Raw genomic sequence first — 25870 nt, forward strand, 5'->3', positions numbered from 1 at the left:
TTCCATCGGCGGAAGTTCATCGAACTCACCCTACTTCTCCGTATGGCAACCGCCCGCGCCGCCGGGCACAATCACCGCCATGCCCTTCCGCTCCCGGCACCCGCGCACCCTGCTCGCCTATGCCGCGCTGCTCGACCACTCGATCGAGCGGATCGCCGAAGTCTCGGCCGACGCACGGGAGTTCGACCGCGAGGAGATCTACCGGCTCACCGACGTGTGGGACAACAACACCGCGGCCCTCTTCGCGGCCGCCGCCGCCCGCTTCCGCTGGACCCGCGCGCTCCAGGCCTGCTGGGCGCTGCGCTGGATGGCCGACTTCAGCCCCGTCCGGCGGGCCTGGATGGTCGAGCAGACCGCTGCCGCAGGCGTCCCGGTCGAGCGCCTCCTGCGCCGGCCCGTCCCCGAGCCCACCGCCCCGGGGCAGTGGCACCGGTTCTACCGCGGCTGCATGACCGCCGAACTCAACGGCTCCGGAAGCGAGTTGACGGAAGGTCTGGCCGCCGAGTACGACCTGCCGGCCGCCGCGTTCCTGGGGCTGATGGTCGAACGGCGCGGCGCCGACCGGCTGGACGGCTGGTGCGAGTTCGAGCTGCCGCGCCGGTACGCCGGCGGCGGCCCGCGCACCGCCCGGCTCACCGTCTCCTTCGAGGACCCGGAGGACCTGCGCTTCGACGGCGGCCGGGACACCACCGGCCTGTCCCTGGAGGCCGGCCCCGACGGGGTGGTGCTCCGGCTGGGTGCGACCGGGGTGCTGCGCTGCCGCTCCGTCCGGCTGAACCTCGACGACGACCACTGGGAGGACTCGCCGACCGGCCGCCGGTTCGCCGCCGCGCACCCGGAGCGCCGCGAACGCCACGGCGTCCGGCAGTGGATCCTGCCGGTGCTCCGCTCCGCCGGCGGGCCCGCCGACGCGGGGCGGGTGCTTCGGGCCGCCATGATCGCGGCCCGGCGGGTCCGGTTCGCCGGTGCGGCCGCCGACGCCCCGCTGCGCGCCGTCACCACCGCCCTGGCCGGGGCGGGCCCGCGGATCCTGGCGGCGGGGGCGGTCCGCCGCCGCGCCGACCGGAACGCCGCCTTCGAGGCGCTGGTCGCCGACTGGTTCCGGCGCGGCGGCCCGGACTTCGCCGAGGCCGTCACCGGCTACGTCACCGTCCCGGAGGAGCTTCGCCCGGTCGGCCCTCCGGCCCGGCCCACCGTCCGGGCCCTCCCCGCCCGGCTCGCCCTGGTCCTCTACCGGCTGCCCTCCACCCCGGTCGAGTACAGCCACCCCGCCTACGCCCGGCTCTGCTTCGCCCAGCCCTCCGCCAACGACCCGGACGCCCCCTGGACGCTCCGCTCCCGGGGCTTCGGGCACCCCGTCGCGCTCGCCTTCACCCTGGACGCCTTCCGGCACACCGCCGTCCCCGACCTCGCCCCCGACCGCCTCGCCTTCGGCCCGCACCTGACCGCCACCGGCACGCCCGACCCGTACTGAGCGACGCGTTCGCAGGTGCTAGCAGGCTGCTTGCAATTGCAAGCAGCTCGGTGCACACTGCCCGTATGGCGTCACTGAACGTGGGCTCGCTCGGCGAGTACATCCGGGAGCAGCGGCGGAGCGCGCAGTACTCGCTGCGGCAGCTGGCCGAGGTCGCCGGGGTGTCCAATCCGTACCTGAGCCAGATCGAGCGCGGGCTGCGCAAGCCCAGCGCGGAGATCCTCCAGCAGATCGCCAAGGCGCTGCGGATCTCGGCGGAGACGCTGTACGTGCAGGCCGGGATCCTGGAGGAGCGGGACGCGGCGGAGCCGGACGGGCCGGGGCTGCGGGCCGCGATCCTGGCCGATCCGCTGATCAACGAGCGGCAGAAGCAGGCCCTGCTGTCGGTGTACGAGGCGTTCCTGAAGGAGAACCAGGCCGCCCGTCCGCCGGACCCCGCGTGAGCCAGTACCGAACGACCAGACCTGCGTGACCGACGCCCCGCGCCCGACCGCGCGGCGGCACCCGACCGGGAGGACCGACATGCCGATCAGCGACGAGCTCAAGAAGACCCTCACCGACCCGACCCCGCTGTACGCGCTGGCCGGCGCCGGCGACCTCGCCTACGAGAAGCTCCGCGAGGTGCCCGCCCAGATCGAGGCGCTCGCCGCCGACCGCAAGGGCACCCAGGAGAAGGCCGCCGCCGCCCTGCAGGACGCGGGCGCCGCGCTGGCCGACGCGCAGGCGAAGGTCACCGAGGCGGTCAACGCGCTGCCCACCGACGTGAAGGAACTCCAGGCCAAGGCGCAGGAGTTCGCCATGCAGCAGGTCGGCCGGGCGCTGGAGTTCGCGGTGAAGGCCAAGGAGGTCTACGACGAGCTGGCCGTCCGCGGCCGCACCGTGGTCGACGCCGCCAACACCCCGAAGGACGCCGAGCCGGAGCCGGCCGCGGAGGCAGACGCGGACGTGGTGGTCGAGGAGGTCGTGGTCGCCGAGGTCGTGGTGGACGAGGAGCCCGCCGCCCCGAAGCCGTCCGCCAAGAAGGCCCCCCGGGCCCGGAAGGCCGCCGCCGAGCAGGAGTGACCGGGGCGCGGCGGGGAACGCCGCGCCGCCGAGGGCCGTTGACCGGTGCGGTGGCCGTGCCAGGATGGAAGAAAGAGTGAGGAGCCCGCGGTGCAGATCCTGTACGTCAACCTCCTGAACCCGTTGTGGTGGGTCGCCACGGCGATCATCTGCTTCAAGGTGTTCGCGCTCGCCGACGCGGTGTTCCGCCGGGAGGACGCGTACCGGGCGGCCGACAAGAAGACCAAGGGCTTCTGGGTGATCCTGCTGAGCGTCGCCCTGGCCTGGGACCTCCTGTTCGGCGCCAACCCGATCACCGGCCTGCTGACGCTGGCGGGCCTGGTCGCCGCGATCGTCTACGTGGTGGACGTCCGCCCCGCGATCAAGCTGCTCACCGACGGCCGCGGCGGCGGGCGGAGCAACCAGGGCCCGTACGGCCCCTGGTGACGCTGCGCCGGATCACCGGCAGTGCGCAGCGAACGGAAGAGGGCGGCCCCCGCGCGGGGCCGCCCTCCGTCGTCTCCGGAACCGTCTCCGGAGTTGTTTCCGGGCCGCTCAGCCCATGGTCACCGGCACCGGGTTGCGCTCCAGCAGCAGCACCGCGACGTCGTCGGTGAGCGCCCCGCCGTTCAGCTCCTCGACCTCGGCGATCGCCGAGTCGACCAGCCGGCCGCGGGTCAGCCCGGCGGCCTGGTGGTCGGCGACCAGTTCGATCAGGCCCTCCTGGCCCAGCCGCGGCGAGCCCGCCCCGACCTTGCCCTCGATCAGGCCGTCGGTGTACATCAGCAGCCGCCAGCCGGGGGAGAGTTCGACCCGCAGGGCGGGCCAGACCGAGTGCGTCGCGTCGCAGGGCAGCAGGCCGAGCGCCGGGCCGGCCTGGTCGAGCGGGAGCAGCACCGGCGGGCCGTCCGGGCCCAGCAGCAGCGGCGCGGGGTGCCCGGCCAGGTACAGCTCGGCGGACTCGGGGCCGCCGTCCGCGGTCGGGGGGTCCAGCACGACCATGCACAGGGTGGCGAAGATCTCGTCGCTGCGGCGCTCGTGCTCCAGCACGTGCTGGAGGGTCGTGAGCAGGTGCTGGCCGGTCAGCCCGGCGAACACCAGCGTCCGCCACGCTATCCGCAGCGCGACGCCGAGCGCGGCCTCGTCGGGGCCGTGGCCGCAGACGTCGCCGATCACCACGTGCACCCGGCCGTCCTTGGTGCGGACGGCGTCGTAGAAGTCGCCGCCGAGCAGGGCGCGGCGGCGGCCGGGGCGGTAGCGGCGGGTGAAGGCCAGCCCGGCGCCGTCCAGCAGCGGGGTGGGCAGCAGGTGGCGCTGGAGCCGGGCGTTCTCCTGGCCGCGGATCTCGGCCTCGACCAGGCGGCGCTGCGACTCGTCGGCGCGCTTGCGCTCCACCGCGTAGTGCAGGGCGCGGGCCAGCAGCGGGCCGCCGGTGTCCTGCCGGAGCAGGAAGTCCTGGGCGCCGGCGGCGACCGCGGCGGCGCCGAGCTCGGCCCCGGCGGCGTCGGTGAGCACCACCACGGCGGTGCGCGGGGCGCGCAGCAGCAACTCCCGCAGCCCGTCCAGCCCGTCAGGCCCGCCGTCGGTGGGCCCGCCCTCGGCGGCGGGGTCGGCGGCGGGCTCGCCGAGGTCGAGCAGGACGCACTGGAAGTCGGTGCCGCGCTGCCCGCGGCGGCCGCTGCCGGGCAGCGGCGGCAGGGCGGCGAGGGCCTCCCGGATGCCGTTCACCCGGTGCAGCTCGGCGTGCCCGCCCAACTCGGCGGCGAGCGAGTCGAACAGGGTGTGCTCGGGACCGTCGGCCTCGACCACCAGTACCCGGAAGTCGGTGGCGGGCCGGGCCGGTTCGGGGGCGGCCGGGGTGCTGCGCGGATGCGGTATCGGCGCGGGGCCGACCGTGCGGCCGACGGCCTGGCCGATCGGCCCGGCGAGCTGGCCGTTCTGGCCGGGGCGCTGGGCGCTGTGGGCGTGGCGGCCGCGGCTGCGTTCGGCGGTTCCGGCGCTGCTGGTCGCGTCGGGTGCCCGCCCGTCTCCCGTCACGGGCATCGGTCGGTCCTTCCTTTCCCCGACAGACCAACGGCTGGTGTCCGTCCGCAGTGCCCGGGTGGCACCGGGCATCGGGGAGCTTCCCGCGACCATAACGTGATCTCCGAGGATTTCTTCGACTGGGCGGCGCCGATGTGGTTATTGCCACGCGTGTGGTGGCGGCTTTGCCTGGGGTTTTCCCGGGTTTCCGCCGGTGCCGGAACGGAATCGAGAAGAGGGACGTGGCGGTGACACAGATCACGCTGGTGCAGGGTGACATCACGGAACAGCAGGTGGACGCGGTGGTGAACGCCGCCAACAGCTCACTGCTGGGCGGCGGCGGGGTGGACGGGGCGATCCACCGCCGGGGCGGGCCGGAGATCCTCGCCGAGTGCCGGGCGCTGCGCGCCTCGCACTACGGGAAGGGGCTGCCGACCGGCCGGGCCGTGGCGACCACGGCGGGGCGGCTGCCGGCCCGCTGGGTGGTGCACACCGTCGGCCCGGTGTACCGGGCGGAGGACCACCGGCAGCGCGCGGAGCTGCTGGCCTCGTGCTATCGGGAGTCCCTTCGGGTCGCGGTCGGGCTGGGGGCCCGGACGGTGGCCTTCCCGGCCGTCTCGGCCGGGATCTACGGCTGGCCGCTGGACGATGCCGCTCGGATCGCCCTGACCGCCGTGGTCGAGGAGGCCCCCGACCTGGACGAGGTGCGGTTCGTGCTGTTCGGCGCCGAGGCGTACGCGTCGTTCGAACGCGCCTGGCGGGAGCTGGGGGAACAGGGAGAGCAGGGGGATCAGGCGGACTGACGGGCGCCGGAGGACTGCGGGAGCGGCCGTCCGGACGGTCCCATGGTGGCGTGACGGGGCGTCAACACGCCAGAGGAAATCGATAACTCGTTCGAGTGAGTCGTCGAACGAATGCTCGAAGCGCTGACAGGGTCGGCCGGGGCGGTGCCTCAGCGCGGCGCCAGCGCGGCCCAGTCCACCGTCAGCTCGCCCTGCCGCCGCCGGGCCGGTGCGTCCCGCAGCGGCCAGTCCGCCGCCAGCGCCGCGCAGGCCGCCGCCCAGCGCTGTCGGGCCCCGAACGCCCCCAGCGGGGCGGCGGCCGCCCAGGCCCGGTCGAAGTCGCGCAGGAAGGAGTGCACCGGGCGCCCCGGCACGTTGTGGTGGATCAGCGCCTTCGGCAGCCGCTCCGCCAGGTCGGACGGCCGCTCCAGGTCGGCCAGCCGGGCCGCGAAGGTCACCGTGCGCGGGCCCTCCGGGCCGAGCGCCACCCAGACGTGCCGCCGGCCCACCTCGTCGCAGGTGCCCTCCACCAGCAGCCCGTCCGGCGCCAGCCGCCCGCACAGCCGGGCCCACACCTCGGCGACCTGGTCCTCGTCGTACTGCCGCAGCACGTTCGCCGCCCGGATCAGCTGGGCCCGCGCCCCGCCGTCCAGCGGCACCTCGAAGCCGCCCCGGCGGAACTCCAGCAGCGGCGGCTCGGCCATCGGCAGCGCCGCCGCCACCCGGGCCGGGTCGATCTCGATCCCCACCACCCGGACGTCCGCCCGCACCGCCCGCAGCCGCGCCGCCAGCTCCACCGCCGTCCACGGCGCCGCGCCGTACCCCAGGTCCACCGCCACCGGCGGGGCCGCCGACGCCCGCAGCGCCCGGCCCGCGGTGGACGCGATCCACCGGTCCATCCGCCGCAGCCGGTTGGTGTTCGTGGTGCCCCGGGTGATCGTCCCCACCGGCCGGCCCGACCGGCCCCGGGACGACGGGGTGTCGCTTGCGGCCATGGTCACCAAGCGTACGCAGCCGTTCCGGGCCCGGCGGCACCCGGTTCCGCTGGCGGCACCCGGTTCCGCTGGCGGGAATACGACGAGGCGCTGCCCCGTTGCCCTGGCTGACGTCCATCCGCCCGCTGCCGCCGGCCGCGGGCGGTGGCACGAGCAGACCAGACGGCCGGCGCACAGGGAGGCTCCCGCAGGTGACCCAGCACCTCGTCCGCACGCCCCGCCGGGAGCCGCGCCGGCCCGCGCCCGCTCCCGTCGCCCCCGTGTCCGCGTCCGCCGCCCAGGCCCGGGCCCGCCGGCCGCGCCGGATCGCCATGCTGAGCGTCCACACCTCGCCGCTGCACCAGCCCGGCACGGGGGACGCCGGCGGCATGAACGTGTACATCGTGGAGCTGGCCAAGCGCCTCGCCGAGCTGGACATCGAGGTCGAGGTCTTCACCCGCGCCGTCAGCTCGGACGACGCCCCCACCGTCGAGCTCGCCCCCGGCGTCCTGGTCCGGCACGTCACCGCCGGGCCGTACGAGGGCCTGTTCAAGGAGGACCTGCCGGCCCAGCTGTGCGCCTTCACACACGGCGTGCTGCGCACCGAGGCCGGGCACCGCCCCGGCTACTACGACCTGGTGCACTCGCACTACTGGCTGTCCGGCCAGGTCGGCTGGCTGGCCGCCGAGCGCTGGGGCGTCCCGCTGGTGCACACCATGCACACCATGGCCAAGGTCAAGAACGCGGCCCTCGCCGAGGGCGACACCCCGGAGCCCGCCGCCCGGGTGATCGGCGAGACCCAGGTGGTCGGCGCCGCCGACCGGCTGATCGCCAACACCGCGGAGGAGGCCGCCGAGCTGGCCCACCACTACGCGGCCCGCCCCGACCAGCTCGCCGTCGTCCACCCCGGCGTCAACCTCGACGTCTTCCGCCCCGACGGCCCCGCCTCCCGGGCCGCCGCCCGGGACCGGCTCGGCCTGCCGCAGGACGCGGCGGTCCTGCTCTTCGCCGGCCGGATACAGCCGCTCAAGGCACCCGACGTCCTGCTCAAGGCCGTCGCCCGGCTGCTCGACCGCCACCCCGGCCTGCGCGAGCGCCTGGTCGTCCCGGTGGTCGGCGGCCCCTCCGGCACCGGCCTGGCCCGCCCCGAGAGCCTGCACAAGCTCGCCGCCCAGCTCGGCATCGGCGACGTGGTCCGCTTCCACCCCCCGGTCGACCAGCGCACCCTCGCCGACTGGTACCGCGCCGCCACCGCCCTGGTGATGCCCTCGCACAGCGAGTCCTTCGGCCTGGTCGCCCTGGAGGCCCAGGCCTGCGGCACCCCCGTGGTCGCCGCCGCCGTCGGCGGCCTCCCGGTCGCCGTCCGGGACGGCCGCACCGGCACCCTCGTCCCCGGCCACGACCCCGACGCCTGGGCCCGCGCCCTGCACCCCTACGTCACCGACCCCGCCCTCACCCCCACCCGCGGCGCCGCCGCCGCCCGGCACGCCGCCGCCTTCGGCTGGCTCACCGCGGCCGCCGCCACCGCCGAGGTCTACACCGGGGCGATGTCCGCCGCCCGGGCCTGAGCCCCGCCCGCCCCCCCGGCGGGGCGTGACCGGGCAGACACCCGGCCCGCGCCGCCGGGCCGCTAGCGTGGGGCCCATGGCAGCCAAGGACGACGCACTCACCCTCCTGCACGCCGCGCTCGACCAGGCCGGGGTGGCCTGGGAGCCGGCCGCCGCCGACCCGTACACCGTGGTCGCCGCGCTGCCCGGCACGCGGAAGCTCTCCACGGCCTGCGCGCTGCGGGTCGGCGACCACACGCTGTCGGTGAACGCCTTCGTGATCCGGCGGCCGGACGAGAACCACGCGGAGTTCCATCGTTGGCTGCTGGAGCGCAACACGAGGATGTTCGGGGTCGCGTACGCGGTCGACCGGCTCGGCGACGTCTACCTGGCGGGCCGGCTCCCGCTGGAGGCGGTGACCCCGGACGCGGTGGACCGGCTGCTGGGCAGCGTGCTGGAGAACGCCGACGAGCCGTTCAACACCCTGCTGGAGCTCGGTTTCGCCACCGCGATCCGGCGCGAGTGGGAGTGGCGGACCAAGCGCGGCGAGTCCACCCGCAACCTCGCGGCGTTCGCGCACCTGGCGAGCACGGCCGACCCCTCGGCGGACGGGACCGCCCCCGCGGCGGACGGGACCGCCCCCTCGACGGGCGAGACCCCTCCCGCCGGAGCCTGAGCCCGGTATCCTCCCGGCCGGGGAGGAAACCATGGACACCGAATTCGCCGGAACCGCCGAATCCGCCGCCGCACAAAGGAAGTTGGCCTGGCTGGAGATCGAACTCGCGGCGGAGCTGAAGGAACGCCGACGCCGCCGCGACTGGGACCGGCGGCGGGCGCTCACCCTGCAACTGGCCACCGTCAGCCTGTCCGCGCTGGTCACCGTGCTGCTCGGCCTGAAGGTCGGCGAACCCGCGGCCAGCCGACTGGCCGACCTCGCGCTGGTGGCCGGCGCACTGGTCACGGTGCTGGCCGCCTGGGCGGCGTTCTTCGGGTACCGCACGCTGTGGATCCAACGCGCCGACACCGTGCACCGGTTGAACTCGCTGCGCCGCCGCCTCGGCCTGCTGAAGGCCGAGTACGGCGACACGGTGCCGGAGGCGGCCCGGCTGACACCGCTGATCGACGAGTACCAGGCGATCCTGGAGGACGACCACGACTCCTGGGTCCGGCTGCGACAGAGCGAAGCGGGCGGCGCGGCCGGCTGACGGACCGTCAGTCGCGGAGCGGGGCCGGGTGGTGGACTTCGCTCCAGACGATCTCGCGGGCGAGGCCGTTGTTGCGGAAGGCGGGGGAGTAGCTGTGTCCCCAGCGGTCGCCGAGGGCGAGCGCGGCGAGTGCGGCGAGTGCGGCGAGGACGGTCGGTGGGTCGTAGGGTCCGTCGGGCCGGATGGCGGAGAGTTCGATCCGGAAGCCGTCGGCGATGGTGGTCAGCCGGGCCTCCCCGCCGCCGCCGGCCCGGGAGAGCCGCTCGGCGATCTCCCAAGTCCGTTGCCGCAACGCGTCGTTCACGAGGCGGCGCCCAGGTCCGCGCAGGTGGGATGGCTCACCGCGCCCCGGCCCACCGACCAGGGCGCGCCCCCGTCCGCCGGCACCGGCACCAGGGCGCCCCGCCCGTCGACGTGGGAGAACCCGCCCAGCCGCCCGCTCCCCGTGTCGACCAGCAACTCCCCCTGCCCGTAAGACCGGACGGACCCGGCGATCTCGGCGAACTCCCCGCCGCGCACGGCCCGCACGTAGGGCGCGCCCGCCCACACCAGCGTCGCCAACTCGCCCGCCACCTCCGGAGCGACACCGCCCAACTGCACCAGGTGCGCGCCGGTGACGCTCCGCTCCACCCCCAGCGAGGGCAGCCTGAGGCCCGCCGAGCCGAGGGCGTCCCGGAGGCCGTCGCACACCTTGCGCGCGCGAAAGCCCGGTCCTGCCGCTCCAGCCGGTCCAGCGGGGAGTTCCCCATCGCGGCGAGATCTGACCGCGCATCACTCGGTGCCGAACGAGGCCCCCTCCCGCGCGGGAGGGGGCCTCTGGGCAATCCGTCCGTTCGGCCGGTCGGAGCGTCAGGCCGCCGTCTCCACCGGGGTGGGGAGGGACGGTTCGTCGGCCGTCGGGGGTTCGGGGCGGTGGCGGCCAAGGAGGACGAAGGCGGCGGCGGCCAGGGTGCCGGCGGCCGCGCAGCCGCCCCACAGGGCCCAGCTGCCCGCGTACTGGAGCAGCAGGCCGCCGCCCAGCGGTCCGGCGAACGAGGCCAGCGACCAGGAGAGCGAGTAGACGCCCTGGTAGCGGCCGCGGGCCCGGGCGGGGGAGTGTTCGGCGACCAGCGCCATCATGGTGGGCGCGGTGACGATCTCGCCGATCGTCCAGATCGCCACCGTCAGCGCGTACAGCGCGGCGGACGAGCCGGCCAGCGCGGTCAGGCCGAAGCCCCAGCCGGTCAGCAGCGCGCCCGCGACCAGCAGGGCGGTCCGGTCGCGGCCCTCCATCAGCCGGGTGAGCGGGAGTTGGAGCAGCACGATGAGCACCCCGTTCAGGCTGATCACCAGGCCGAACTGGGCGGCCGAGAGGCCGTGCCGGCCCATGTCGACCGGCAGTGTGGTGGAGCCCTGCTGGACGACCAGGGCCAGCAGCAGGTTCACCGCGACCACGGCCATGAACGGGCCGTCCCGGAACACCGTGCCCAGTCCGACCCGGGGCGCGTCCGCGGCCGGGGCGGCCTTCGGCTCGGGGTGGGTCTCCGGGACCTTCACGAACACCACCACCGCGCACAGCAGGGTGGTCACCGCGTCCAGCAGGAACAGCGTCAGGTAGCCGTGCACGGCGATCAGTCCGGCCACCGCGGCGGAGGCGCCGAAGCCGATGTTGATCGCCCAGTAGTTCAGCGCGTACGCCCGGACCCGGTCCGCGGCCGGCACCAGGTCGGCGATCATCGCGCTCACCGCCGGGCGGGACGCGTTGCTCGCCAGGCCGACCAGGAAGGCCACCGCGGCGATCGCCACCGGGCCGTCGGTGAACCCGAGCACCGCGGTGAACAGCGCCGTCGCCAACTGCGCGGCCAGCAGCGTCGGACGGCGCCCCAGCCGGTCGGTCAGCACGCCCGCGCCGATCGAGGCCACCGCCGAGCCGAGCCCGAACAGCGAGGCCACCAGGCCCGCGTACGCCGCCGAGTAGCCGCGCTCGTGGGTGAGGTACATCGCCAGGAAGGTGACCACGAAGCCGCCGAGGCGGTTCACCAGGGTGGACGTCCACAGCCACCAGAACTGGCGGGGGAGCCCGCCGCCCGCTCTGCGTGCTTCGGCGGCCAGACGGGCGGCGAGGGGCATGGTGCGGCTCCCGGGCGGTACGGCCCCGGACGGCCGCGGGCAGGGTGGGGCGGCCGCCGGAGGGCAGGGTGGAACGACAGGATCGGTAAGAACCGAAGAGGATGCGCGAACATTACCTCCGGAATGGACGGCCGAGCGATCGGATTTGGCCCTCGACTAGGCTTGGCCCCATGGCTGACACGACCTATCGCTTGATCCTGCTCCGCCACGGCGAGAGCCAGTGGAACCAGAAGAACCTGTTCACCGGTTGGGTCGACGTCGACCTCAACGAGAAGGGCGAGAAGGAGGCCGCCCGCGGCGGCGAACTCCTGCTCGCCGAGGGCCTGCTGCCGGACGTGCTGCACACCTCGCTGCTGCGCCGCGCCATCCGCACCTCGCAGATCGCCCTCGACAAGGCCGACCGCCACTGGATCCCGGTCCGCCGCAGCTGGCGCCTGAACGAGCGCCACTACGGCGCCCTGCAGGGCAAGGACAAGGCCCAGACCCTGGCCGAGTTCGGCGAGGAGCAGTTCCAGCTCTGGCGCCGCTCCTACGACACCCCGCCGCCGGCCCTCGCCGACGACGCCGAGTACTCCCAGGCCGGCGACGCCCGCTACGCCGAGATCCCGTCCGAGCTGCGCCCGAACACCGAGTGCCTCAAGGACGTCGTCGACCGGATGCTCCCCTACTGGTACGACGCCATCGTGCCGGACCTCGCGGCGGGCAACACCGTCCTGGTCACCGCCCACGGCAACAGCCTGCGCGCCCTGGTCAAGCACCTCGACGGCATCTCCGACGAGGCCATCGCCGGCCTCAACATCCCCACCGGCATCCCGCTCGTCTACGAGCTCGACGCCGACTTCAAGCCGGTCACCCCCGGTGGCCGCTACCTCGACCCGGAGGCTGCCGCGGCCGCCATCGAGGCCGTGAAGAACCAGGGCAAGAAGTAACACCCCTTCCCGCCCTCACCCCCTCTCAGCCCCCTGCCCGGCGCAACGACGCCCCGGCCCAGGGGGCTGTCCCGTTCCCGCGCCGCCGCCGTGCCCCACCGCCGCCGTCTCCCCACTGCCGCCGTGTCCCCACCGCCCCCGGAGGCTCCCGTGCACGCCCCGCTCACCCGCCCCGACCGCCTGTGGACCGCCGCGGAGGTGCTGGCCTCGCCCTGCCCGGTGCCGGCCGAACCCGGCGTCTACGGCTGGCACTTCACCGCCGCCCCGCACCCGGCGCTGCCGGTCGGCCGACTGCTGTACACCGGGATCGCGCCCCGCCGGATGCCGCCGGGGAGGCCCAGTCGGCAGCACCTGCGCAAGCGGATCCGCTACCACTACCGGGGCAACGCGGCCGGTTCGACGCTCCGCTACAGCCTCGGCTGCCTGCTCGGCCTGGAGCTGCGCCGGGTGAGCGAGCGGGGCCGGCTGACCTTCGGCCGGGCCGGCGAGGCGGAGTTGAGCGGGTGGATGGCGGAGCACGCCCGGGTGTGCTGGACGGTCCGGCCGGAGCCCTGGGACCTGGAGTCGCAGCTGATCGCCGCCCTCGACCTGCCGCTCAACCTGGCGGGCAACGAGGGCGGCGGCTTCCACGGCGACCTGGCGGGCCTGCGGCGGGCGGCCCGGCTCCGGGCGCACGAGCTGCCGGTCGCCGAGTGAGCCGTCGGCTCGTCAACCAGCTTGCGGCAAAGCTTCGTTAAGGTTCCTGAATGGTTCAGACCATTGACGGGGGGAAGGCGCGGCTTCTAGCGTGGAAGCACTGTCGGCGCGGGCATGACAATCTTGGTCGCCCCCCACGCGGCCCCTTTCGCGTGTCCGCGGTCGTGTACTCCATCCACCCCCACGGAGGAGCACCATGCGCAAGCGCAACATCCTGGCGGTCGGCTTCGTGGCCGCCGCAGCGGTCCTGGCCACCGCGATCCCGGCCAGTTCGCACGGGTACATCACCACGCCGCCCAGCCGGGCGGGGCTGTGCGGTGCCGGTGTGGTGAAGAAGTGCGGGCAGATCCAGTGGGAGCCGCAGAGCGTCGAGGGCCCCAAGGGCTTCCCGGCCTCCGGGCCCGCCGACGGCACGCTGTGCGCCGGGGCGGACTCGCGCTGGGCGCCGCTGGACGACCCGCGCGGCGGAGCCTGGCCGACCACCAAGGTGACCGCCGGGCAGCAGCTCACGCTGACCTGGAGCATCGAGGCGCGGCACGCCACCACGTCGTTCCGGTACTTCCTCACCAAGCCGGGCTACGACGCCACCACCAAGATCACCAGGTCGAACCTGAACCTGACCCCGTTCCTGACCGTGCCGATGGGCGGCAAGCAGCCCCCGGCCACGCTCAGCCACACCGCGACACTGCCCTCCGGGCTGACCGGCCACCAGGTGATCCTGGCGGTCTGGGACATCGCGGACACCGGCAACGCCTTCTACCAGTGCATGGACGTCAACTTCTCCTGACGTCCGGGCGGGCGGGGCAGGACGGCCGGGCACCCCTGCGGGAGGGGTGCCCGGCCGGCCGCCGTGCCGGGCTCAGTGGCCGCCGCAGCAGCCGCCGGTCGCGCCGCCGCACTGGCAGGGCGCGCCGGACTGGCAGCCGCAGCCGCAGCCGGGACCGCAGCCGCAGCCGGCGGCCAGCACCGGCAGCAGCTTCGCCGCGGCCGGGGCGGCCGGGTGCGGCGGGGGAGTGGTCGGGGTGCCGGTCGTCTTCATCGGGCTGCCTCCTCGTCCGGGCGGAGCCGGGCGAGCCGAAGCAGCCGCCCGTCCCTTCGAGTGAAACCCGGCGGTCGACGACACGTCAACGGGCGCGCGGGGGCTGGCGGTTCGGCCCCCGTGCGCCCCCCGACGGGTGCGGCGGCGGGCTACTCCGCGGGCTCCGCGGTGGCGATGAAGTCGGCCACGTGCTCGCCGGTGACCAGGTACACCACGCGCTTGGCGACCGAGACCGCGTGGTCCGCGAAGCGCTCGTAGTAGCGGCCGACCAGGGTGACGTCCACCGCGGTCTCGATGCCGTGGTGCCAGCGGTCGTCCAGCAGGTGCGAGAACAGCTCGCGGTGCAGGGCGTCGATGGCGTCGTCGTCGGCCTCCAGCTCCAAGGCCTTGTCGACGTCCTTGGTGGCGATCACCAGGCCGGCCTTGGCGACCAGGCGCTGGGCGAGCTGCCCCATCTCCAGCACGATCGGGTGCAGGTCGTTCGGGACGGCGGTCTCCGGGTAGCGCAGCCGCGCGACCTTGGCGACGTGCCGGGCCAGGTCGCCGCAGCGCTCCAGGTCGGCGCTCATCCGCAGCGAGGTGACCACGATGCGCAGGTCGGTGGCGACCGGCTGCTGGCGGGCCAGCAGGTCGATCGCGCGGTTCTCCAGGTCGTGGTGCAGGTCGTTGATCTTCTCGTCGGCGGCGATCACGCTCTCCGCCAGGGCCAGGTCCGCGTCCAGCAGGGCGGTGGTGGCCCGGCCCATCGCCGAGCCGACCAGGCGGGCCATCTCGACCAGGCTGTCGCTGATCGAGTCGAGTTCCTCGTGGTACGCGTCGCGCATGCGCTCTTCTCCTCCAGTACCGGTGTCGGTGGCGGTGCCGACCGGACGTCCCGGACCGTCCGCCGGAGGGGCGGGGGTGCGGGCGGCCGCTGCTGGTGGCGCGAATGGTAGCCGCGTCACCGCCCACACGGGCTTGCCCGGCCCAGACTGAGCCGTTCGGGCGACCTCCCACGGCCTCTGCGGTGAATCGGCGGAATCCTGAAGGTGAATTCTCGGCAACGTCAGGCCGATGCCTTGATCGCACCCTTACGGAGTGCGCCCGAGCACCATTTACGCTGACTGGCATGGACGTGAACGTGGCCGCCGCCGCTGCCTGCGCCATAGCCGGGCTCGGCGTCGGCCTCACCGCCTCCATCGCCTTCCGCTGGAGCGAGCGCGAGCAGGCACGCGGCAGGAGCGGCAAGACCGGCAGGACCAACAGGAACGCGGCGCCGGAACTGGAGCAGGAACCGGCCCTGCCCCCGGGCGTGGACACCGTGCTCTCGGTGCTGCGCTCCTGCGCGATCGTGCTCGGCGAGGGCGACGAGGTGGTCAAGGCCTCCTCCGCCGCCTACGCGATGGGCCTGGTCCGCGGCGGCAAGGTGGCCGTGGACCCGATGCTGTCGCTGGCCCGCTCCACCCGGCGGGACGGCGAGATCCGGCAGATCGAGCTGGAGCTGACCCGCCCCGGCGCCTCGGCCCGCACCGCCGAGCCGCTGGCGGTCTCGGTCCGGGTCGCCCCGCTGGGCTCCCGGCTGGTGCTGGTGCTGGTCGAGGACCGCACCGAGCGCCGCCGGATCGAGGCGATCCGCCGCGACTTCGTGGCGAACGTCTCGCACGAGCTGAAGACCCCGGTCGGCGCGCTCTCGTTGCTCTCCGAGGCCGTCGCGGACGCCTCCGACGACCCGGAGGCGGTGCAGCGCTTCGCCGGCCGGATGCAGGTGGAGGCCACCCGGCTGGCCAGCCTGGTGCAGGAGATCATCGACCTGTCCCGGGTCCAGGACGACCAGCTCAAGGTCGACCCGGAGCCGGTCGCGGTGGACGAGCTGATCGCCGAGGCGATCGACCGCTGCCGGCAGACCGCCGCCGCCAAGCAGATCGTCATCGCGGCGGGCGGCACCACCGACCTGTACCTGGTCGGCAACCGCGGCCAGCTGGCCGCCGCACTCGGCAACCTGGTGGAGAACGCGGTCAACTACAGCCCGCCGCGCACCAGGGTCGCCATCGCCACCCGCCGGATCTCCAGCGCCGCGGCGCTGGGCGAGGCGGACGGCGAGCTGATCGAGATCTCGGTGACCGACCAGGGCATCGGCATCTCGGAGAAGGACCGCGAGCGGATCTTCGAACGCTTCTACCGGGTGGACCCCGCCCGCTCCCGCCTCACCGGTGGCACCGGCCTCGGCCTGTCCATCGTCAAGCACGTCGCCGCCTCGCACCGCGGCACCGTGTCGGTCTGGAGCGTCGAGGGCCAGGGTTCCACCTTCACTCTGCGGCTCCCCGCCGGGCAGGCCCCGGTCGAGGACCCCGAAAACCACGCAGCAACCACACTTCCTGCCCCGGAGGCCCGATCGTGACCCGTGTACTGGTGGTCGAGGACGAGGAGTCGTTCAGCGACGCCCTGTCGTACATGCTCCGCAAGGAGGGCTTCGAGGTGGCGGTCGCCGCCACCGGGCCCGACGCGCTGGAGCAGTTCGAGCGCAACGGAGCGGACCTCGTCCTGCTCGACCTGATGCTGCCCGGCCTGCCCGGCACCGAGGTCTGCCGCCAGCTGCGGGTCCGCTCCAACGTCCCGGTGATCATGGTCACCGCGAAGGACAGCGAGATCGACAAGGTGGTCGGCCTGGAAATAGGAGCCGACGACTACGTCACCAAGCCGTACTCCACCCGCGAGCTGGTGGCCCGGATCCGCGCGGTGCTCCGCCGTCGCGGCGAGGACGGCGGCGCGGACGGTGCGACCGCCCCGGGCGCGCTGGAGGCCGGCCCGGTCCGGATGGACGTCGACCGGCACGTGGTGACGGTGGACGGCGCCAAGGTCGACCTGCCGCTCAAGGAGTTCGACCTGCTGGAGATGCTGCTGCGCAACGCGGGCCGGGTGCTGACCCGGATGCAGCTGATCGACCGGGTCTGGGGCGCGGACTACGTCGGCGACACCAAGACCCTGGACGTCCACGTCAAGCGCCTGCGGGCGAAGATCGAGCCGGACCCGGGCGCCCCGCGCTACCTGGTCACGGTCCGCGGCCTGGGCTACAAGTTCGAGCCGTAGACCGCACCCCCGCAGCAAGGGGAGGGCCCCGCCTCGCGGCGGGGCCCTCCCCTTTTGCTGTTTTGCTGCGGACGTCGGCGGCCTTCGCCGACTTCGCTACGGGCGCGCCCGGCGGGTCAGTGGGCCGAGGCCGAACCCGAGGGGCTGGCCGGGGCGGAGGCGCTGCCGCTCGCGGTGGCGCCGGCCGACGGCGAGCCGCTGGCACCGGCTGCCGGGGCGGAGGCACCGGCGGAGGCGGACGCGGACGCGCCGGCCGAGGCGGACGGGGCGGCCTTCTTCGGGCCGAAGCTCTCGTAGCTGCCGACGGCCGGCTGCACGTTGGCCTGGGCGGAGACCTCGCCGGCCTTCTCGAAGGTGAAGGTGGTCTTGACGTAGCCGCCGACCGACAACTGCGAGGAGGAGACCTGGGCGACCGGGCTGCCCTCGGCGCCGAGCAGCACCGACTGGTTGACCTTGAGGTCCACGGAGGAGACCGGGGCGCCGTTCTCGTCGGTCAGCTTGGCGGTGGCGTCGCCGATCTTGACCGAGGTGAGCACGTCGTCCGTGGCGCCGGCGTTGGCGATGTTGACGGTGACGGTCGCCGGGCCGGTGTACGCACCGGCGCTGCCCGCCTCGGTGACCACGACGATGTTGTTGAGCTTGACGCCGTCCCCGACGCTCGTCGCCGCGTTGTCCGGCTTGATCTGCAGCGTGCTCGCGTCGTTGCCGGTGGCGCAGGCGGCCAGCGGGAGGATCGCGGCGAGGACGATGGCGGCGACAGCGCCGCGTCGAAGGCTCCGGCTCACGGCGGCGACTTCTCCTTGATGGGGGGGATGATCCAGCGGAAAACGGATCACGGTCGGTGGTCGTGGGCCAGACTACCGACCACACATATCCGGCTCTCACGGGGTGGCCCCGTGTCGCGGTCCGATCACGATCCGGGGTGTTCGGCGCGTCGGGGGCAAAAACTCAAGATCCAATCATGGTTTCGGGGTCGTGACCAGAGGTTTCACCGCGCGGTCAGACCGCCTCCGACCTGCGGGAAGCCCGGATCGAACATCGGTCGCAGCATGCGACGGGGGTGGTTGTCAAGCCCTGGGACCGGCCCTGACCTGCGAAAACGCCCTTCGAGTCAGCCGAAAAGCGTGTTATTCTGGAAAGCCACGGAAGGGGTCCTGTCACATGACGTTCAAGGTTGGCGACACGGTGGTCTACCCCCATCACGGGGCTGCGCTGATCGAGGCCATCGAAACTCGCCAGATCAAAGGTGTGGACAAGACCTACCTGGTGCTGAAGGTGCAGCAGGGAGATCTGACGCTTCGCGTTCCCGCGGAGAACGCCGAGTTCGTCGGCGTCCGCGACGTGGTGGGCCAGGAAGGCCTGGACCGCGTGTTCGAGGTGCTGCGGGCACCGTACACCGAAGAGCCCACCAACTGGTCTCGCCGGTACAAGGCGAACCTCGAGAAGCTCGCGTCCGGCGATGTGATCAAGGTCGCAGAGGTCGTTCGCGACCTGTGGCGCCGCGAGCGCGAGCGCGGCCTGTCCGCCGGCGAGAAGCGGATGCTGGCCAAGGCCCGGCAGATCCTGGTGAGCGAGCTGGCACTCGCCGAGAACACCAACGAGGACAAGGCCGAGACGCTGCTCGACGAGGTCCTCGCCTCCTGAGCCGCGACGAGCCGCGAGCCGGTCGAATTCTGATCTCCCAGCCCTGGCAACGGGGTTGAGCCAGGTTTGACGCAGCGCCCGGTGGTGCCCGAACAGGCACCTCGGGCGCTTCGCCATGCCCGGAAGGGGGGTGGCATGGCGGAACGGCGAGCACGGTTCCACTAACGTGCAGTCAGGAAGGGGGCCTGCCCGCTCGCGTCATCCGCGCTCGGCACGGGCCATACCCATCACAACCGAGGAGCCAAACCTGAACGCCTCAGCACAGCTCGCGGCAGCGGTCGTTCCGGCCGCCGGGCGCGGCGAGCGACTCGGCCCCGGCGCCCCCAAGGCGCTGCGCGAACTCGGCGGCGTGCCGCTGCTGGTGCACGCCGTCCGGGCGCTGGCCCGCAGCCGGGCGGTGGGCCTGGTGGTGGTGTGCGCCCCGCCGGACGGGGTGGCCGGGGTGGTCTCGCTGCTGGACAGCCACGGCCTGGACGGCAAGGACGTCCGGGTGGTGCCCGGCGGCGCCAGCCGGCAGGAGTCGGTGCGGCTCGGCCTGGCGGCCGTCCCCGCGGGCACCCGGGTGGTGCTGGTGCACGACGCGGCCCGCCCGCTGGTGCCGGTCGAGGTGGTGGACGCGGTGGCCGCCGCCGTCCGGGCCGGGGCCGAGGCGGTGGTGCCCGCGGTGCCGCTGGCCGACACCGTCAAGCGGGTCGAGCCGCAGCCGTCCGGGCCGGAGCCGGTGCTGGACACGCCCGACCGCTCCACCCTGCGCGCGGTGCAGACCCCGCAGGGCTTCGACCTGCCCGCCCTGGTCGCCGCGCACGGGAAGGCGCTCGCCGAGGGCGCCGAGGTGACCGACGACGCCGGGCTGATCGAGCGCTTCGGCGGCCGGGTGGTCGTGGTGCCCGGCCACGAGGAGGCGTTCAAGGTGACCCGCCCGCTGGACCTCGTGCTCGCCGAGGCCGTGCTCGCCCGCCGGAGGGCCACCGATGGCTACTGACCCGATCGTTCCGCGCACCGGCATCGGCGTCGACGTGCACGCCTTCGAGGAGGGCCGCCCGCTGCGGGTGGCCGGCCTCGACTGGCCCGGCGAGACCGGCCTGGCCGGGCACTCGGACGCCGACGTGGCCGCGCACGCCGCCTGCGACGCGCTGTTCTCCGCCGCCGGGATCGGCGACCTCGGCGCGCACTTCGGCACCTCCCGCCCCGAGTGGGCGGGCGCGGCCGGGGTGGCGCTGCTGGCCGAGGCGGCCCGGCTGGTCCGGGAGGCCGGCTTCGAGATCGGCAACGTCGCCGTCCAGGTGGTCGGCGTCCGCCCGAAGGTCGGCAAGCGCCGGGCCGAGGCCCAGGCCGCGCTGTCCGCGGCGGTCGGCGCCCCGGTCTCGGTCTCCGGCACCACCACCGACGGCCTCGGCCTGACCGGCCGCGCGGAGGGACTCGCCGCGATCGCCACGGCGCTGGTCTACGCCCGGCCCGGGGCCTAGCCTGACCCTGACGGAACGTCAGGAACCGGTCACTGGAGGAGAGATGGGCGTCGAACTCGCCGACAAGGTGAAGGAACTGCTGGACGCGAAGAGCTACGCCGTGGTGTCCACGGTGCAGCCCGACGGCAGCCCGCAGTCGTCCGTCGTCTGGGTGAAGCGGGACGGGGACGACATCCTGTTCTCCACCGTCCAGGGCCGCCGCAAGCACCTCAACCTGGTGCGGGACCCGCGGATCAGCCTGCTGGTCAACCCGGCGGACGACCCGTACCAGTACTTCGAGGCCCGCGGCGAGGTCACCATGACCACCGAGGGCGGTCCGGAGCTGATCGACGAGCTGTCGCGCAAGTACCGCGGCGAGGACTACCGGTTCGACGGTCCGGACGACGTCCGGGTGGTGGTGCGGCTCACCCCGCGCAAGGTGGTCGGCAACAACCTCTGAACGCGGGCACGCCAAAGCGGCGGAAGGTGGCGGGGCACCCCCCGCCGCCCACTACCCTGGTCGCTGTGAGCCTTCGCCTGTACGACACCATGACCCGCCAGGTACGCGACTTCGTCCCGCTGGTGCCGGGCTGTGTCTCGATCTACCTGTGCGGTGCCACGGTCCAGGCACCGCCGCACATCGGGCACATCCGGTCCGGCCTGAACTTCGACGTGATGCAGCGGTGGTTCCGCTACCGCGGCTACGACGTCACCTTCGTGCGCAACGTCACCGACATCGACGACAAGGTGATCGCCAAGGGCCGCGAGCAGTCCACCGAGTGGTGGAAGATCGCGTACGCCAACGAGCGCGCCTTCAACGAGGGTTACACCGCCCTCGGGTGCCTGCCGCCGAGCGCCGAGCCGCGCGCCACCGGCCACGTGCCCGAGATGATCGAGATGATGCGCGGCCTGATCGAGCGCGGCCACGCGTACGCCGCCGACGGCAACGTGTACTTCGCGGTCACCACCTACCCGGACTACCTGGCGCTCTCCAACCAGGAGCTGGAGAACCTGCGGCAGCCCTCCGGCGACAACGAGACCGGCAAGCGCGACCCGCGCGACTTCGCCATGTGGAAGGCCGCCAAGCCCGGCGAGCCGAGCTGGGAGACGCCCTGGGGCCGCGGCCGCCCGGGCTGGCACCTGGAGTGCTCGGCGATGGTGCACAAGTACCTCGGCCGGGCCTTCGACATCCACGGCGGCGGGATCGACCTGATCTTCCCGCACCACGAGAACGAGATCGCCCAGTCCAGGGCGTTCGGCGACGAGTTCGCCAACTTCTGGGTGCACAACGCCTGGGTGACGCTGGCCGGCGAGAAGATGTCCAAGTCGCTCGGCAACTCGGTGCTGGTCTCCGAGATGGTCCGGCGCTGGCGGCCGATCGTGCTGCGCTACTACCTGGCCGGCCCGCACTACCGCTCGATGATCGAGTACAGCGAGGAGTCGCTGCGCGAGGCCGAGACCGGCTTCGGCCGGATCGAGGGCTTCATCGAGCGCGCCGTCGAGCGCTGCGGCCCGGTCGACCCGGCGCCCGAGGTGCCGCTGGCCTTCGCCGAGGCGATGGACGACGACCTGGGCGTCCCGCAGGCGCTCGCCGTGGTGCACACCGCCGTCCGGCAGGGCAACAGCGCGCTCGGCGCGGACGACAAGGAGTCGACCGCGGCCCGCCTCGCCGAGGTCCGGGCGATGCTCGGCGTGCTCGGCCTCGACCCGCTGGACGAGCAGTGGGCCGGCGGCGCCGAGCAGGGCGAGGAGCTCACCGGCGTGGTCGACGCCCTGGTCCGGCTGGTCCTCGACCAGCGCCAGGCTGCCCGCGCCCGCAAGGACTTCGGCACCGCCGACGCGATCCGCGACCAGCTCGGCGCCGCCGGGCTGGCCGTCGAGGACACCCCGTCCGGCCCGCGCTGGACGATCAGCCAGTAACACCAGTAGCCCCCCGGGGCGCGCAGGGGCCGTACCTTTGGAGAGGTGCGGCCCCGACGCACGAAGCAGACGCAGAGACAGGAAGTACAGCCATGGCCGGCAACAGCCAGCGCAGGAACCGCCGCAACGCCGGATCGAAGAAGGGCGCGAGTGTCGGTACCGGCGGCCACAGCCGGAAGGCGCTCCAGGGCAAGGGCCCGACCCCGCCCGGCGAGGCCCGCAAGGGGCACCCCAAGCAGCGCGCCGCCAACGCGGCGCTCAAGCGCGAGCGCGACGCGAAGTCCCGCGCGGGCATGCGCCGCGCCGGCGCCGGCAGCCGCAGCGGGCGCGGCGGAGCGGGCGCCGCCGAGCTGGTGGTGGGCCGCAACTCGGTGGTCGAGGCGCTGCAGGGCGGCGTCCCCGCCACCGCGCTGTACGTGCAGCAGTTCATCGACACCGACGACCGCGTCCGGGACGCCTTCCAGGCCGCCAACGAGCGCGGCATCCCGCTGATGGAGGCCCCGCGCCCGCAGCTGGACCAGATGACCGGCGGCCTCAACCACCAGGGCCTGGTGCTGCAGGTCCCGCCGTACGAGTACGCGCACCCCGAGGACCTGCTGGACGGCGCCGCCGACGCCGGGCAGGACGCGCTGATCATGGCGCTGGACGGCGTCACCGACTCGCGCAACCTGGGCGCCGTGGTCCGCTCCGCCGCCGCGTTCGGCGCGCACGGCGTGGTGATCCCGGAGCGCCGGGCGGCCGGCATGACCGCGGGCGCCTGGAAGACCTCCTCCGGCGCGGCGGCGCGCCTGCCCGTGGCGCGCGCCACCAACCTGACCCGCGCGCTGGAGGCGTACCAGAAGGCCGGCCTGATGGTGGTCGGCCTGGCCGCCGACGGCGAGGCCGAGATCGGCGACCTGGACGCGCTGAACGGCCCCGTGGTGATCGTGGCCGGCTCCGAGGGCAAGGGCCTGTCCCGGCTGGTCTCGGAGACCTGCGACCTGCTGGTGCGGATTCCGATGCCGGGCCAGACCGAGTCGCTGAACGCCGGTGTCGCGGCGGGCATCGTGCTGTACGAGGCCGCCCGGCTGCGCGCCAAGAGCTGACGCCGGGCCGGGCGCCGAGGACTGACGCCCGGTCAGTTCGTCTTTTTCGTGGGGCAATCGGTCGGGTCCGGTCGGGCCCGATCGGTTTTCCCATGATCACTTCAAATCCTCTCCCGGAATCCACCCGGGAGAGTGTCCTCGGGGCCCGTCACCCGGTTAGAGGGGTGTGGACACCAGAACACCACTGCGCCTCGGGCAGCGCCCCTCGGGGATAGACGACGGTCCGGTCCTCAACACGGTCCGGGTTCCGTCCGACCCGTCGAGGCTCAGCAGCACCCAGGCCAGCTTCCGGGTCAGGCTCTCCGCCCCGGTGGCCCCGATGATCGACGCCCCGGCCGGTGCCGCCTTCGGTGACCCGTACGGCCTGCGCAGCGGCGTCACCCCGCAGATCGTGGTGCCCGCCTCGTCGGTGCCCGCGCTGGCCGGGATCACCGCCGCCTCGGTCACCGGCACGGCCCCCCGCCGCAAGGCCCGGGTGGTCACCGCCTGGAGCGGCCAGACCGGGCCCGGCGACACCGCCGCGACCCAGCTGCTGGAAGCCGTCCGGCTGACCACCGTGCCCGCCCCCGCCAAGGGCTTCGCGGAGGACGACACCCAGCAGTTGCAGGCCGTCCCGCGGCAGTACGGCGGCCCGGCCGGCGGCTCCGCCGGTGGTTCCGGCGAGACCCCGCGGGTCGGCGTCCCCGAGCTGCTGGACGAGTCGGTCCGGATCGGCGCCGGGCGCAGCTGGCAGCCCGAGGGCGAACTGCCGGAGGTGCCGTCGCTCGGCGAGGGCGCCTCCAAGCACGCCTGGTACCCCGGCCGCCGGGTCGACCTCGGCCTGGTGCTGCTGCCGCTGCGGGTGCTGCTCGGCTCGCTGTCGGTGTACGCCGGGTTCAGCAAGCTGTGCGACCCGGTGTACTTCGACGGCGGCGAGCGCGGCTCGATGATGCGCTGGCTGTCCTCGCTGCACCCGTGGAAGGTCGCCCAGCCGCTGCTGGACCTCGCCATGGCCCACCCGGTCGGCGCCGGACTCGCGGTCTCCTTCCTGGAGATCGTGGTCGGCGTGCTGTCCATCCTGGGCCTGTGGCAGCGGCTCGCGGCCGGCACCGCGATGGCGCTGTCCGCGGCGCTGCTGTTCACCGTGAGCTGGAAGGCGGTGCCGGTCTACGACACCCCCGACCTGATCTTCCTCGCGGCCTGGAGCCCGCTGCTCATCGCCGGCGCCCCGTTCGCCTCGCTGGACGGCCGGATCGCCCTGGAGGCGTTCCGGCGGCACGGGCCCGCCGAACCCGGCGCCGTCCGCCGGCGGATGCTGCGCCGCCGCGGCGTGGTCACCGCCGTCGTGGTCGGCCTCACCCTGCTGTCCGGCTCGCTGCTCGGCGCGGCGGTCCGCACCGGCGGCAGCACGGCCCCGGTCCGGCCCCCCACGGACTACGGCTCCCCGGTCTGGCCGAGCAACAGCCCGTCGCCGTCCCCGACGCCCAGCCCGACGCCCACCCCCACCCCGAGCCAGAGCAAGGCTCCGGCCTCGCCCTCCCCCTCGCCCAGCCGCAGCGGCGGCAAGGCCAAGCCGAGCAGCGGCACCCAGAGCGGCGGCAGCTCGTCCAGCCCCCGGGCGGGCACCGGCTCCGGCACCTCCGGGTCGGGCAGCGGCACCGGCACCGGTGCCGGGAACGGCGGCTCCGCGGGCGGCACCGGCACCGGCGGCGCGCCCTCGGGCGCCCCGCGCAGCACCCAGCCCTCGCACGGCGTGATCGGCGGCCTGCTGGGCAGCGGGCCGCCGCTGCTGGAGCTCGGCATGAGCCCGCAGCGGCCGGCGGGCACCGCCTGAGACCGGCGGGCGCCCGCCCGTCCGTCCGACAGCCGGCAGGGCCCCTCCGGGACGGTTCTTCCGTCCGGGAGGGGCCCTGTCGGCTGTCTGTGCCTTGAGCGGGCGCGGCTGCTCGCGGATGGTGGCTCCTCGCGGCGCGGCTACTCGTGGATGGCGGCTTGCGGTCGGTTGCTACTCGTGGATGGCGGCTCGCGGCGCGGCTACTCGCGGATGGTGGCGAGTTCCTTGGCGGCCTCGGTGAGGTCCTTGGCGGTGTCGATGGCGCGCCAGTAGCAGCCCTGCGGGAGCTGGTAGCCGGCCAGGCGGCGGTCGCGGGCCAGCTGCGGGAAGGTGGTGCGCTCGTGGTCGCCGACCTCCGGGAGCAGCTCGCGGAAGCCGGGCGCGAAGACGTACAGGCCCGCGTTGATCAGGAACGGGGACGGCGGGGCCTCGATGAAGTCGAGGACGTTGCCGAACCGGTCGGTCTCGACGGCGCCCCACGGGATCCGCGGGCGGGCCAGGGCGAGGGTGGCGACGGCGGCCCGCTCGTGGTGGAAGGCGGCCATCTCGCGGAGGCTGAACCTGGTCCAGATGTCGCCGTTGGTGGCGTACCAGGGCTCCGCGGGGCGCGGCAGGGCGGCGGCCGCGTAGCGCAACCCGCCGCCGCGGCCCAGGGGTTCGGCCTCCACCACGGTCCGGGTGCGCAGCGGCAGGTCGGCCTGATCCAGCCAGTCCCGCAGGACCTCGGCGAGGTGGCCGCAGGAGATCACCACGTCGGTGACGCCCTCGGCGGCCAGCCACTCCAGCTGGTGCCCGATGATCGGCTTCCCGGTGCCGGGGATCTCCACCAGCGGCTTGGGCCGGTCGTCGGTGTACGGCCGCAGCCGGGAGCCCTGCCCGCCGGCCAGGATCACCGCCTGGGTGACGGCGGGGGCGGTGGCACCCGGGGCGGTGCCGGTGTCTGCTGTCATGCGCGCCACGATAGCGGGACCGCCCCGGTCGGCCGGCGCCCGCGCCGGGCTGTCACGCGGGGCGCGACCCCGCGGCGCCGGGCCTCGACGCGGCCCTTCGGCGCAGGGCCGGTTCCGGTGCGGGGACGG

The 25870-nt window shown here is 74.3% G+C and carries 29 protein-coding genes; 20 read left to right on the top strand and 9 right to left on the bottom strand.

The window, feature by feature from the left end; genetic code table 11:
* Positions 1-79 precede the first annotated feature (79 nt).
* The 4 genes from EDD39_RS09000 (at position 80) to EDD39_RS09015 (ending at position 2962) form a co-directional block, all read left to right on the top strand.
* A complete protein-coding gene (locus tag EDD39_RS09000) occupies positions 80-1474 on the top strand; it encodes a hypothetical protein (protein ID WP_123554650.1) in 1395 nt (464 codons plus the stop codon).
* Between the two features lie 65 nt (positions 1475-1539).
* On the top strand, positions 1540-1917 hold the full coding sequence (locus EDD39_RS09005; RefSeq protein ID WP_035957036.1) for a helix-turn-helix domain-containing protein: 378 nt from the start codon (positions 1540-1542) through the stop codon (positions 1915-1917).
* A 79-nt stretch (positions 1918-1996) separates the two neighbouring features.
* Positions 1997-2536 (top strand): hypothetical protein, encoded by a 540-nt coding sequence (locus EDD39_RS09010; RefSeq protein ID WP_123818086.1) that lies wholly within the window; start codon positions 1997-1999, stop codon positions 2534-2536.
* 96 nt (positions 2537-2632) lie between these two features.
* On the top strand, positions 2633-2962 hold the full coding sequence (locus EDD39_RS09015) for a DUF2516 family protein (RefSeq protein ID WP_123560267.1): 330 nt from the start codon (positions 2633-2635) through the stop codon (positions 2960-2962).
* Between the two features lie 108 nt (positions 2963-3070).
* Here EDD39_RS09015 and EDD39_RS09020 read toward each other — a convergent pair whose 3' ends face one another.
* Positions 3071-4558, bottom strand: coding sequence for a PP2C family protein-serine/threonine phosphatase (locus tag EDD39_RS09020; protein WP_123554655.1), 1488 nt, complete (start codon positions 4556-4558; stop codon positions 3071-3073).
* Between the two features lie 227 nt (positions 4559-4785).
* Between EDD39_RS09020 and EDD39_RS09025 the strand changes: the two genes are divergently transcribed.
* Positions 4786-5340, top strand: coding sequence for an O-acetyl-ADP-ribose deacetylase (locus tag EDD39_RS09025; RefSeq protein WP_123560269.1), 555 nt, complete (start codon positions 4786-4788; stop codon positions 5338-5340).
* Positions 5341-5489: 149 nt separating this feature from the next.
* On the opposite strand, the gene EDD39_RS09030 is transcribed toward EDD39_RS09025, so the two are convergent.
* Positions 5490-6314, bottom strand: a complete 825-nt coding sequence (locus EDD39_RS09030) for a class I SAM-dependent methyltransferase (RefSeq protein WP_123554657.1) — start codon at positions 6312-6314, stop codon at positions 5490-5492.
* A 191-nt stretch (positions 6315-6505) separates the two neighbouring features.
* Here EDD39_RS09030 and mshA point away from each other — a divergent pair, with 191 nt between their 5' ends.
* From mshA to EDD39_RS09045, 3 genes are all read left to right on the top strand, one after another.
* The gene (gene mshA, locus EDD39_RS09035) at positions 6506-7861 is read left to right on the top strand and encodes a D-inositol-3-phosphate glycosyltransferase (RefSeq protein WP_123554659.1); all 1356 of its coding nucleotides are present in this window, start codon (positions 6506-6508) and stop codon (positions 7859-7861) included.
* Between the two features lie 76 nt (positions 7862-7937).
* Positions 7938-8516, top strand: a complete 579-nt coding sequence (locus EDD39_RS09040; protein ID WP_123554661.1) for a type III secretion system chaperone family protein — start codon at positions 7938-7940, stop codon at positions 8514-8516.
* A gap of 31 nt (positions 8517-8547) precedes the next feature.
* Positions 8548-9045, top strand: coding sequence for an SLATT domain-containing protein (locus EDD39_RS09045; protein ID WP_123554663.1), 498 nt, complete (start codon positions 8548-8550; stop codon positions 9043-9045).
* 7 nt (positions 9046-9052) lie between these two features.
* On the opposite strand, the gene EDD39_RS09050 is transcribed toward EDD39_RS09045, so the two are convergent.
* The 3 genes from EDD39_RS09050 to EDD39_RS09060 form a co-directional block, all read right to left on the bottom strand.
* Complete coding sequence (locus EDD39_RS09050; protein ID WP_123554665.1) at positions 9053-9349, bottom strand: hypothetical protein; 297 nt, start codon at positions 9347-9349, stop codon at positions 9053-9055.
* The gene (locus EDD39_RS09055) at positions 9346-9735 is read right to left on the bottom strand and encodes a hypothetical protein (RefSeq protein WP_123554667.1); all 390 of its coding nucleotides are present in this window, start codon (positions 9733-9735) and stop codon (positions 9346-9348) included. The genes EDD39_RS09050 and EDD39_RS09055 overlap by 4 nt, the downstream gene beginning before the upstream one ends.
* A 159-nt stretch (positions 9736-9894) precedes the next feature.
* Positions 9895-11154: an MDR family MFS transporter gene (locus tag EDD39_RS09060; protein WP_123554669.1), complete on the bottom strand. Its 1260-nt coding sequence runs from the start codon at positions 11152-11154 to the stop codon at positions 9895-9897.
* 170 nt (positions 11155-11324) lie between these two features.
* Here EDD39_RS09060 and EDD39_RS09065 point away from each other — a divergent pair, with 170 nt between their 5' ends.
* From EDD39_RS09065 to EDD39_RS09075, 3 genes are all read left to right on the top strand, one after another.
* Positions 11325-12083, top strand: coding sequence for a phosphoglyceromutase (locus EDD39_RS09065; RefSeq protein ID WP_030463289.1), 759 nt, complete (start codon positions 11325-11327; stop codon positions 12081-12083).
* A 150-nt stretch (positions 12084-12233) separates the two neighbouring features.
* Positions 12234-12779, top strand: a complete 546-nt coding sequence (locus EDD39_RS09070) for a GIY-YIG nuclease family protein (protein ID WP_123554671.1) — start codon at positions 12234-12236, stop codon at positions 12777-12779.
* Between the two features lie 196 nt (positions 12780-12975).
* Positions 12976-13566 (top strand): lytic polysaccharide monooxygenase auxiliary activity family 9 protein, encoded by a 591-nt coding sequence (locus EDD39_RS09075; RefSeq protein WP_123554673.1) that lies wholly within the window; start codon positions 12976-12978, stop codon positions 13564-13566.
* Positions 13567-13638: 72 nt separating this feature from the next.
* On the opposite strand, the gene EDD39_RS09080 is transcribed toward EDD39_RS09075, so the two are convergent.
* Together EDD39_RS09080 and phoU are read right to left on the bottom strand one after the other, a co-directional pair.
* Positions 13639-13818 (bottom strand): hypothetical protein, encoded by a 180-nt coding sequence (locus tag EDD39_RS09080; RefSeq protein ID WP_030463291.1) that lies wholly within the window; start codon positions 13816-13818, stop codon positions 13639-13641.
* Positions 13819-13967: 149 nt separating this feature from the next.
* Positions 13968-14642, bottom strand: coding sequence for a phosphate signaling complex protein PhoU (gene phoU / locus EDD39_RS09085; RefSeq protein ID WP_123554675.1), 675 nt, complete (start codon positions 14640-14642; stop codon positions 13968-13970).
* Positions 14643-14926: 284 nt separating this feature from the next.
* On the opposite strand from phoU, the gene phoR reads away from it, so the two are divergent.
* Both phoR and phoP read left to right on the top strand, forming a co-directional pair.
* Positions 14927-16195, top strand: coding sequence for a two-component system sensor histidine kinase PhoR (gene phoR / locus EDD39_RS09090; RefSeq protein WP_123554677.1), 1269 nt, complete (start codon positions 14927-14929; stop codon positions 16193-16195).
* Positions 16192-16884: a two-component system response regulator PhoP gene (phoP, locus tag EDD39_RS09095; protein ID WP_030463294.1), complete on the top strand. Its 693-nt coding sequence runs from the start codon at positions 16192-16194 to the stop codon at positions 16882-16884. Before phoR ends, phoP begins: the two co-directional genes overlap by 4 nt.
* A gap of 116 nt (positions 16885-17000) precedes the next feature.
* Here phoP and EDD39_RS09105 read toward each other — a convergent pair whose 3' ends face one another.
* A complete protein-coding gene (locus EDD39_RS09105; RefSeq protein WP_123554681.1) occupies positions 17001-17669 on the bottom strand; it encodes a copper chaperone PCu(A)C domain-containing protein in 669 nt (222 codons plus the stop codon).
* 376 nt (positions 17670-18045) lie between these two features.
* On the opposite strand from EDD39_RS09105, the gene EDD39_RS09115 reads away from it, so the two are divergent.
* The 7 genes from EDD39_RS09115 to EDD39_RS09145 all read left to right on the top strand — a co-directional run bounded on the left by EDD39_RS09115 (position 18046) and on the right by EDD39_RS09145 (position 24791).
* Positions 18046-18528: a CarD family transcriptional regulator gene (locus EDD39_RS09115; protein WP_014136563.1), complete on the top strand. Its 483-nt coding sequence runs from the start codon at positions 18046-18048 to the stop codon at positions 18526-18528.
* A gap of 166 nt (positions 18529-18694) precedes the next feature.
* The gene (gene ispD / locus EDD39_RS09120) at positions 18695-19510 is read left to right on the top strand and encodes a 2-C-methyl-D-erythritol 4-phosphate cytidylyltransferase (RefSeq protein ID WP_244257143.1); all 816 of its coding nucleotides are present in this window, start codon (positions 18695-18697) and stop codon (positions 19508-19510) included.
* On the top strand, positions 19500-19994 hold the full coding sequence (ispF, locus tag EDD39_RS09125; RefSeq protein WP_123554683.1) for a 2-C-methyl-D-erythritol 2,4-cyclodiphosphate synthase: 495 nt from the start codon (positions 19500-19502) through the stop codon (positions 19992-19994). Before ispD ends, ispF begins: the two co-directional genes overlap by 11 nt.
* A 43-nt stretch (positions 19995-20037) precedes the next feature.
* A complete protein-coding gene (locus EDD39_RS09130) occupies positions 20038-20433 on the top strand; it encodes a PPOX class F420-dependent oxidoreductase (protein WP_123554685.1) in 396 nt (131 codons plus the stop codon).
* A 65-nt stretch (positions 20434-20498) separates the two neighbouring features.
* Positions 20499-21893, top strand: coding sequence for a cysteine--tRNA ligase (gene cysS, locus EDD39_RS09135; protein WP_123554687.1), 1395 nt, complete (start codon positions 20499-20501; stop codon positions 21891-21893).
* Positions 21894-21985: 92 nt separating this feature from the next.
* Positions 21986-22978, top strand: a complete 993-nt coding sequence (rlmB, locus tag EDD39_RS09140) for a 23S rRNA (guanosine(2251)-2'-O)-methyltransferase RlmB (RefSeq protein WP_123554689.1) — start codon at positions 21986-21988, stop codon at positions 22976-22978.
* Between the two features lie 319 nt (positions 22979-23297).
* Complete coding sequence (locus tag EDD39_RS09145; RefSeq protein WP_244256660.1) at positions 23298-24791, top strand: DoxX family membrane protein; 1494 nt, start codon at positions 23298-23300, stop codon at positions 24789-24791.
* A gap of 200 nt (positions 24792-24991) precedes the next feature.
* On the opposite strand, the gene EDD39_RS09150 is transcribed toward EDD39_RS09145, so the two are convergent.
* The gene (locus EDD39_RS09150) at positions 24992-25741 is read right to left on the bottom strand and encodes a nucleotidyltransferase family protein (RefSeq protein ID WP_123554693.1); all 750 of its coding nucleotides are present in this window, start codon (positions 25739-25741) and stop codon (positions 24992-24994) included.
* Between the last annotated feature and the right edge of the window lie 129 nt (positions 25742-25870).

Origin of the sequence: Kitasatospora cineracea (assembly GCF_003751605.1) — a bacterium.
In the GTDB taxonomy this organism is placed as follows: domain Bacteria; phylum Actinomycetota; class Actinomycetes; order Streptomycetales; family Streptomycetaceae; genus Kitasatospora; species Kitasatospora cineracea.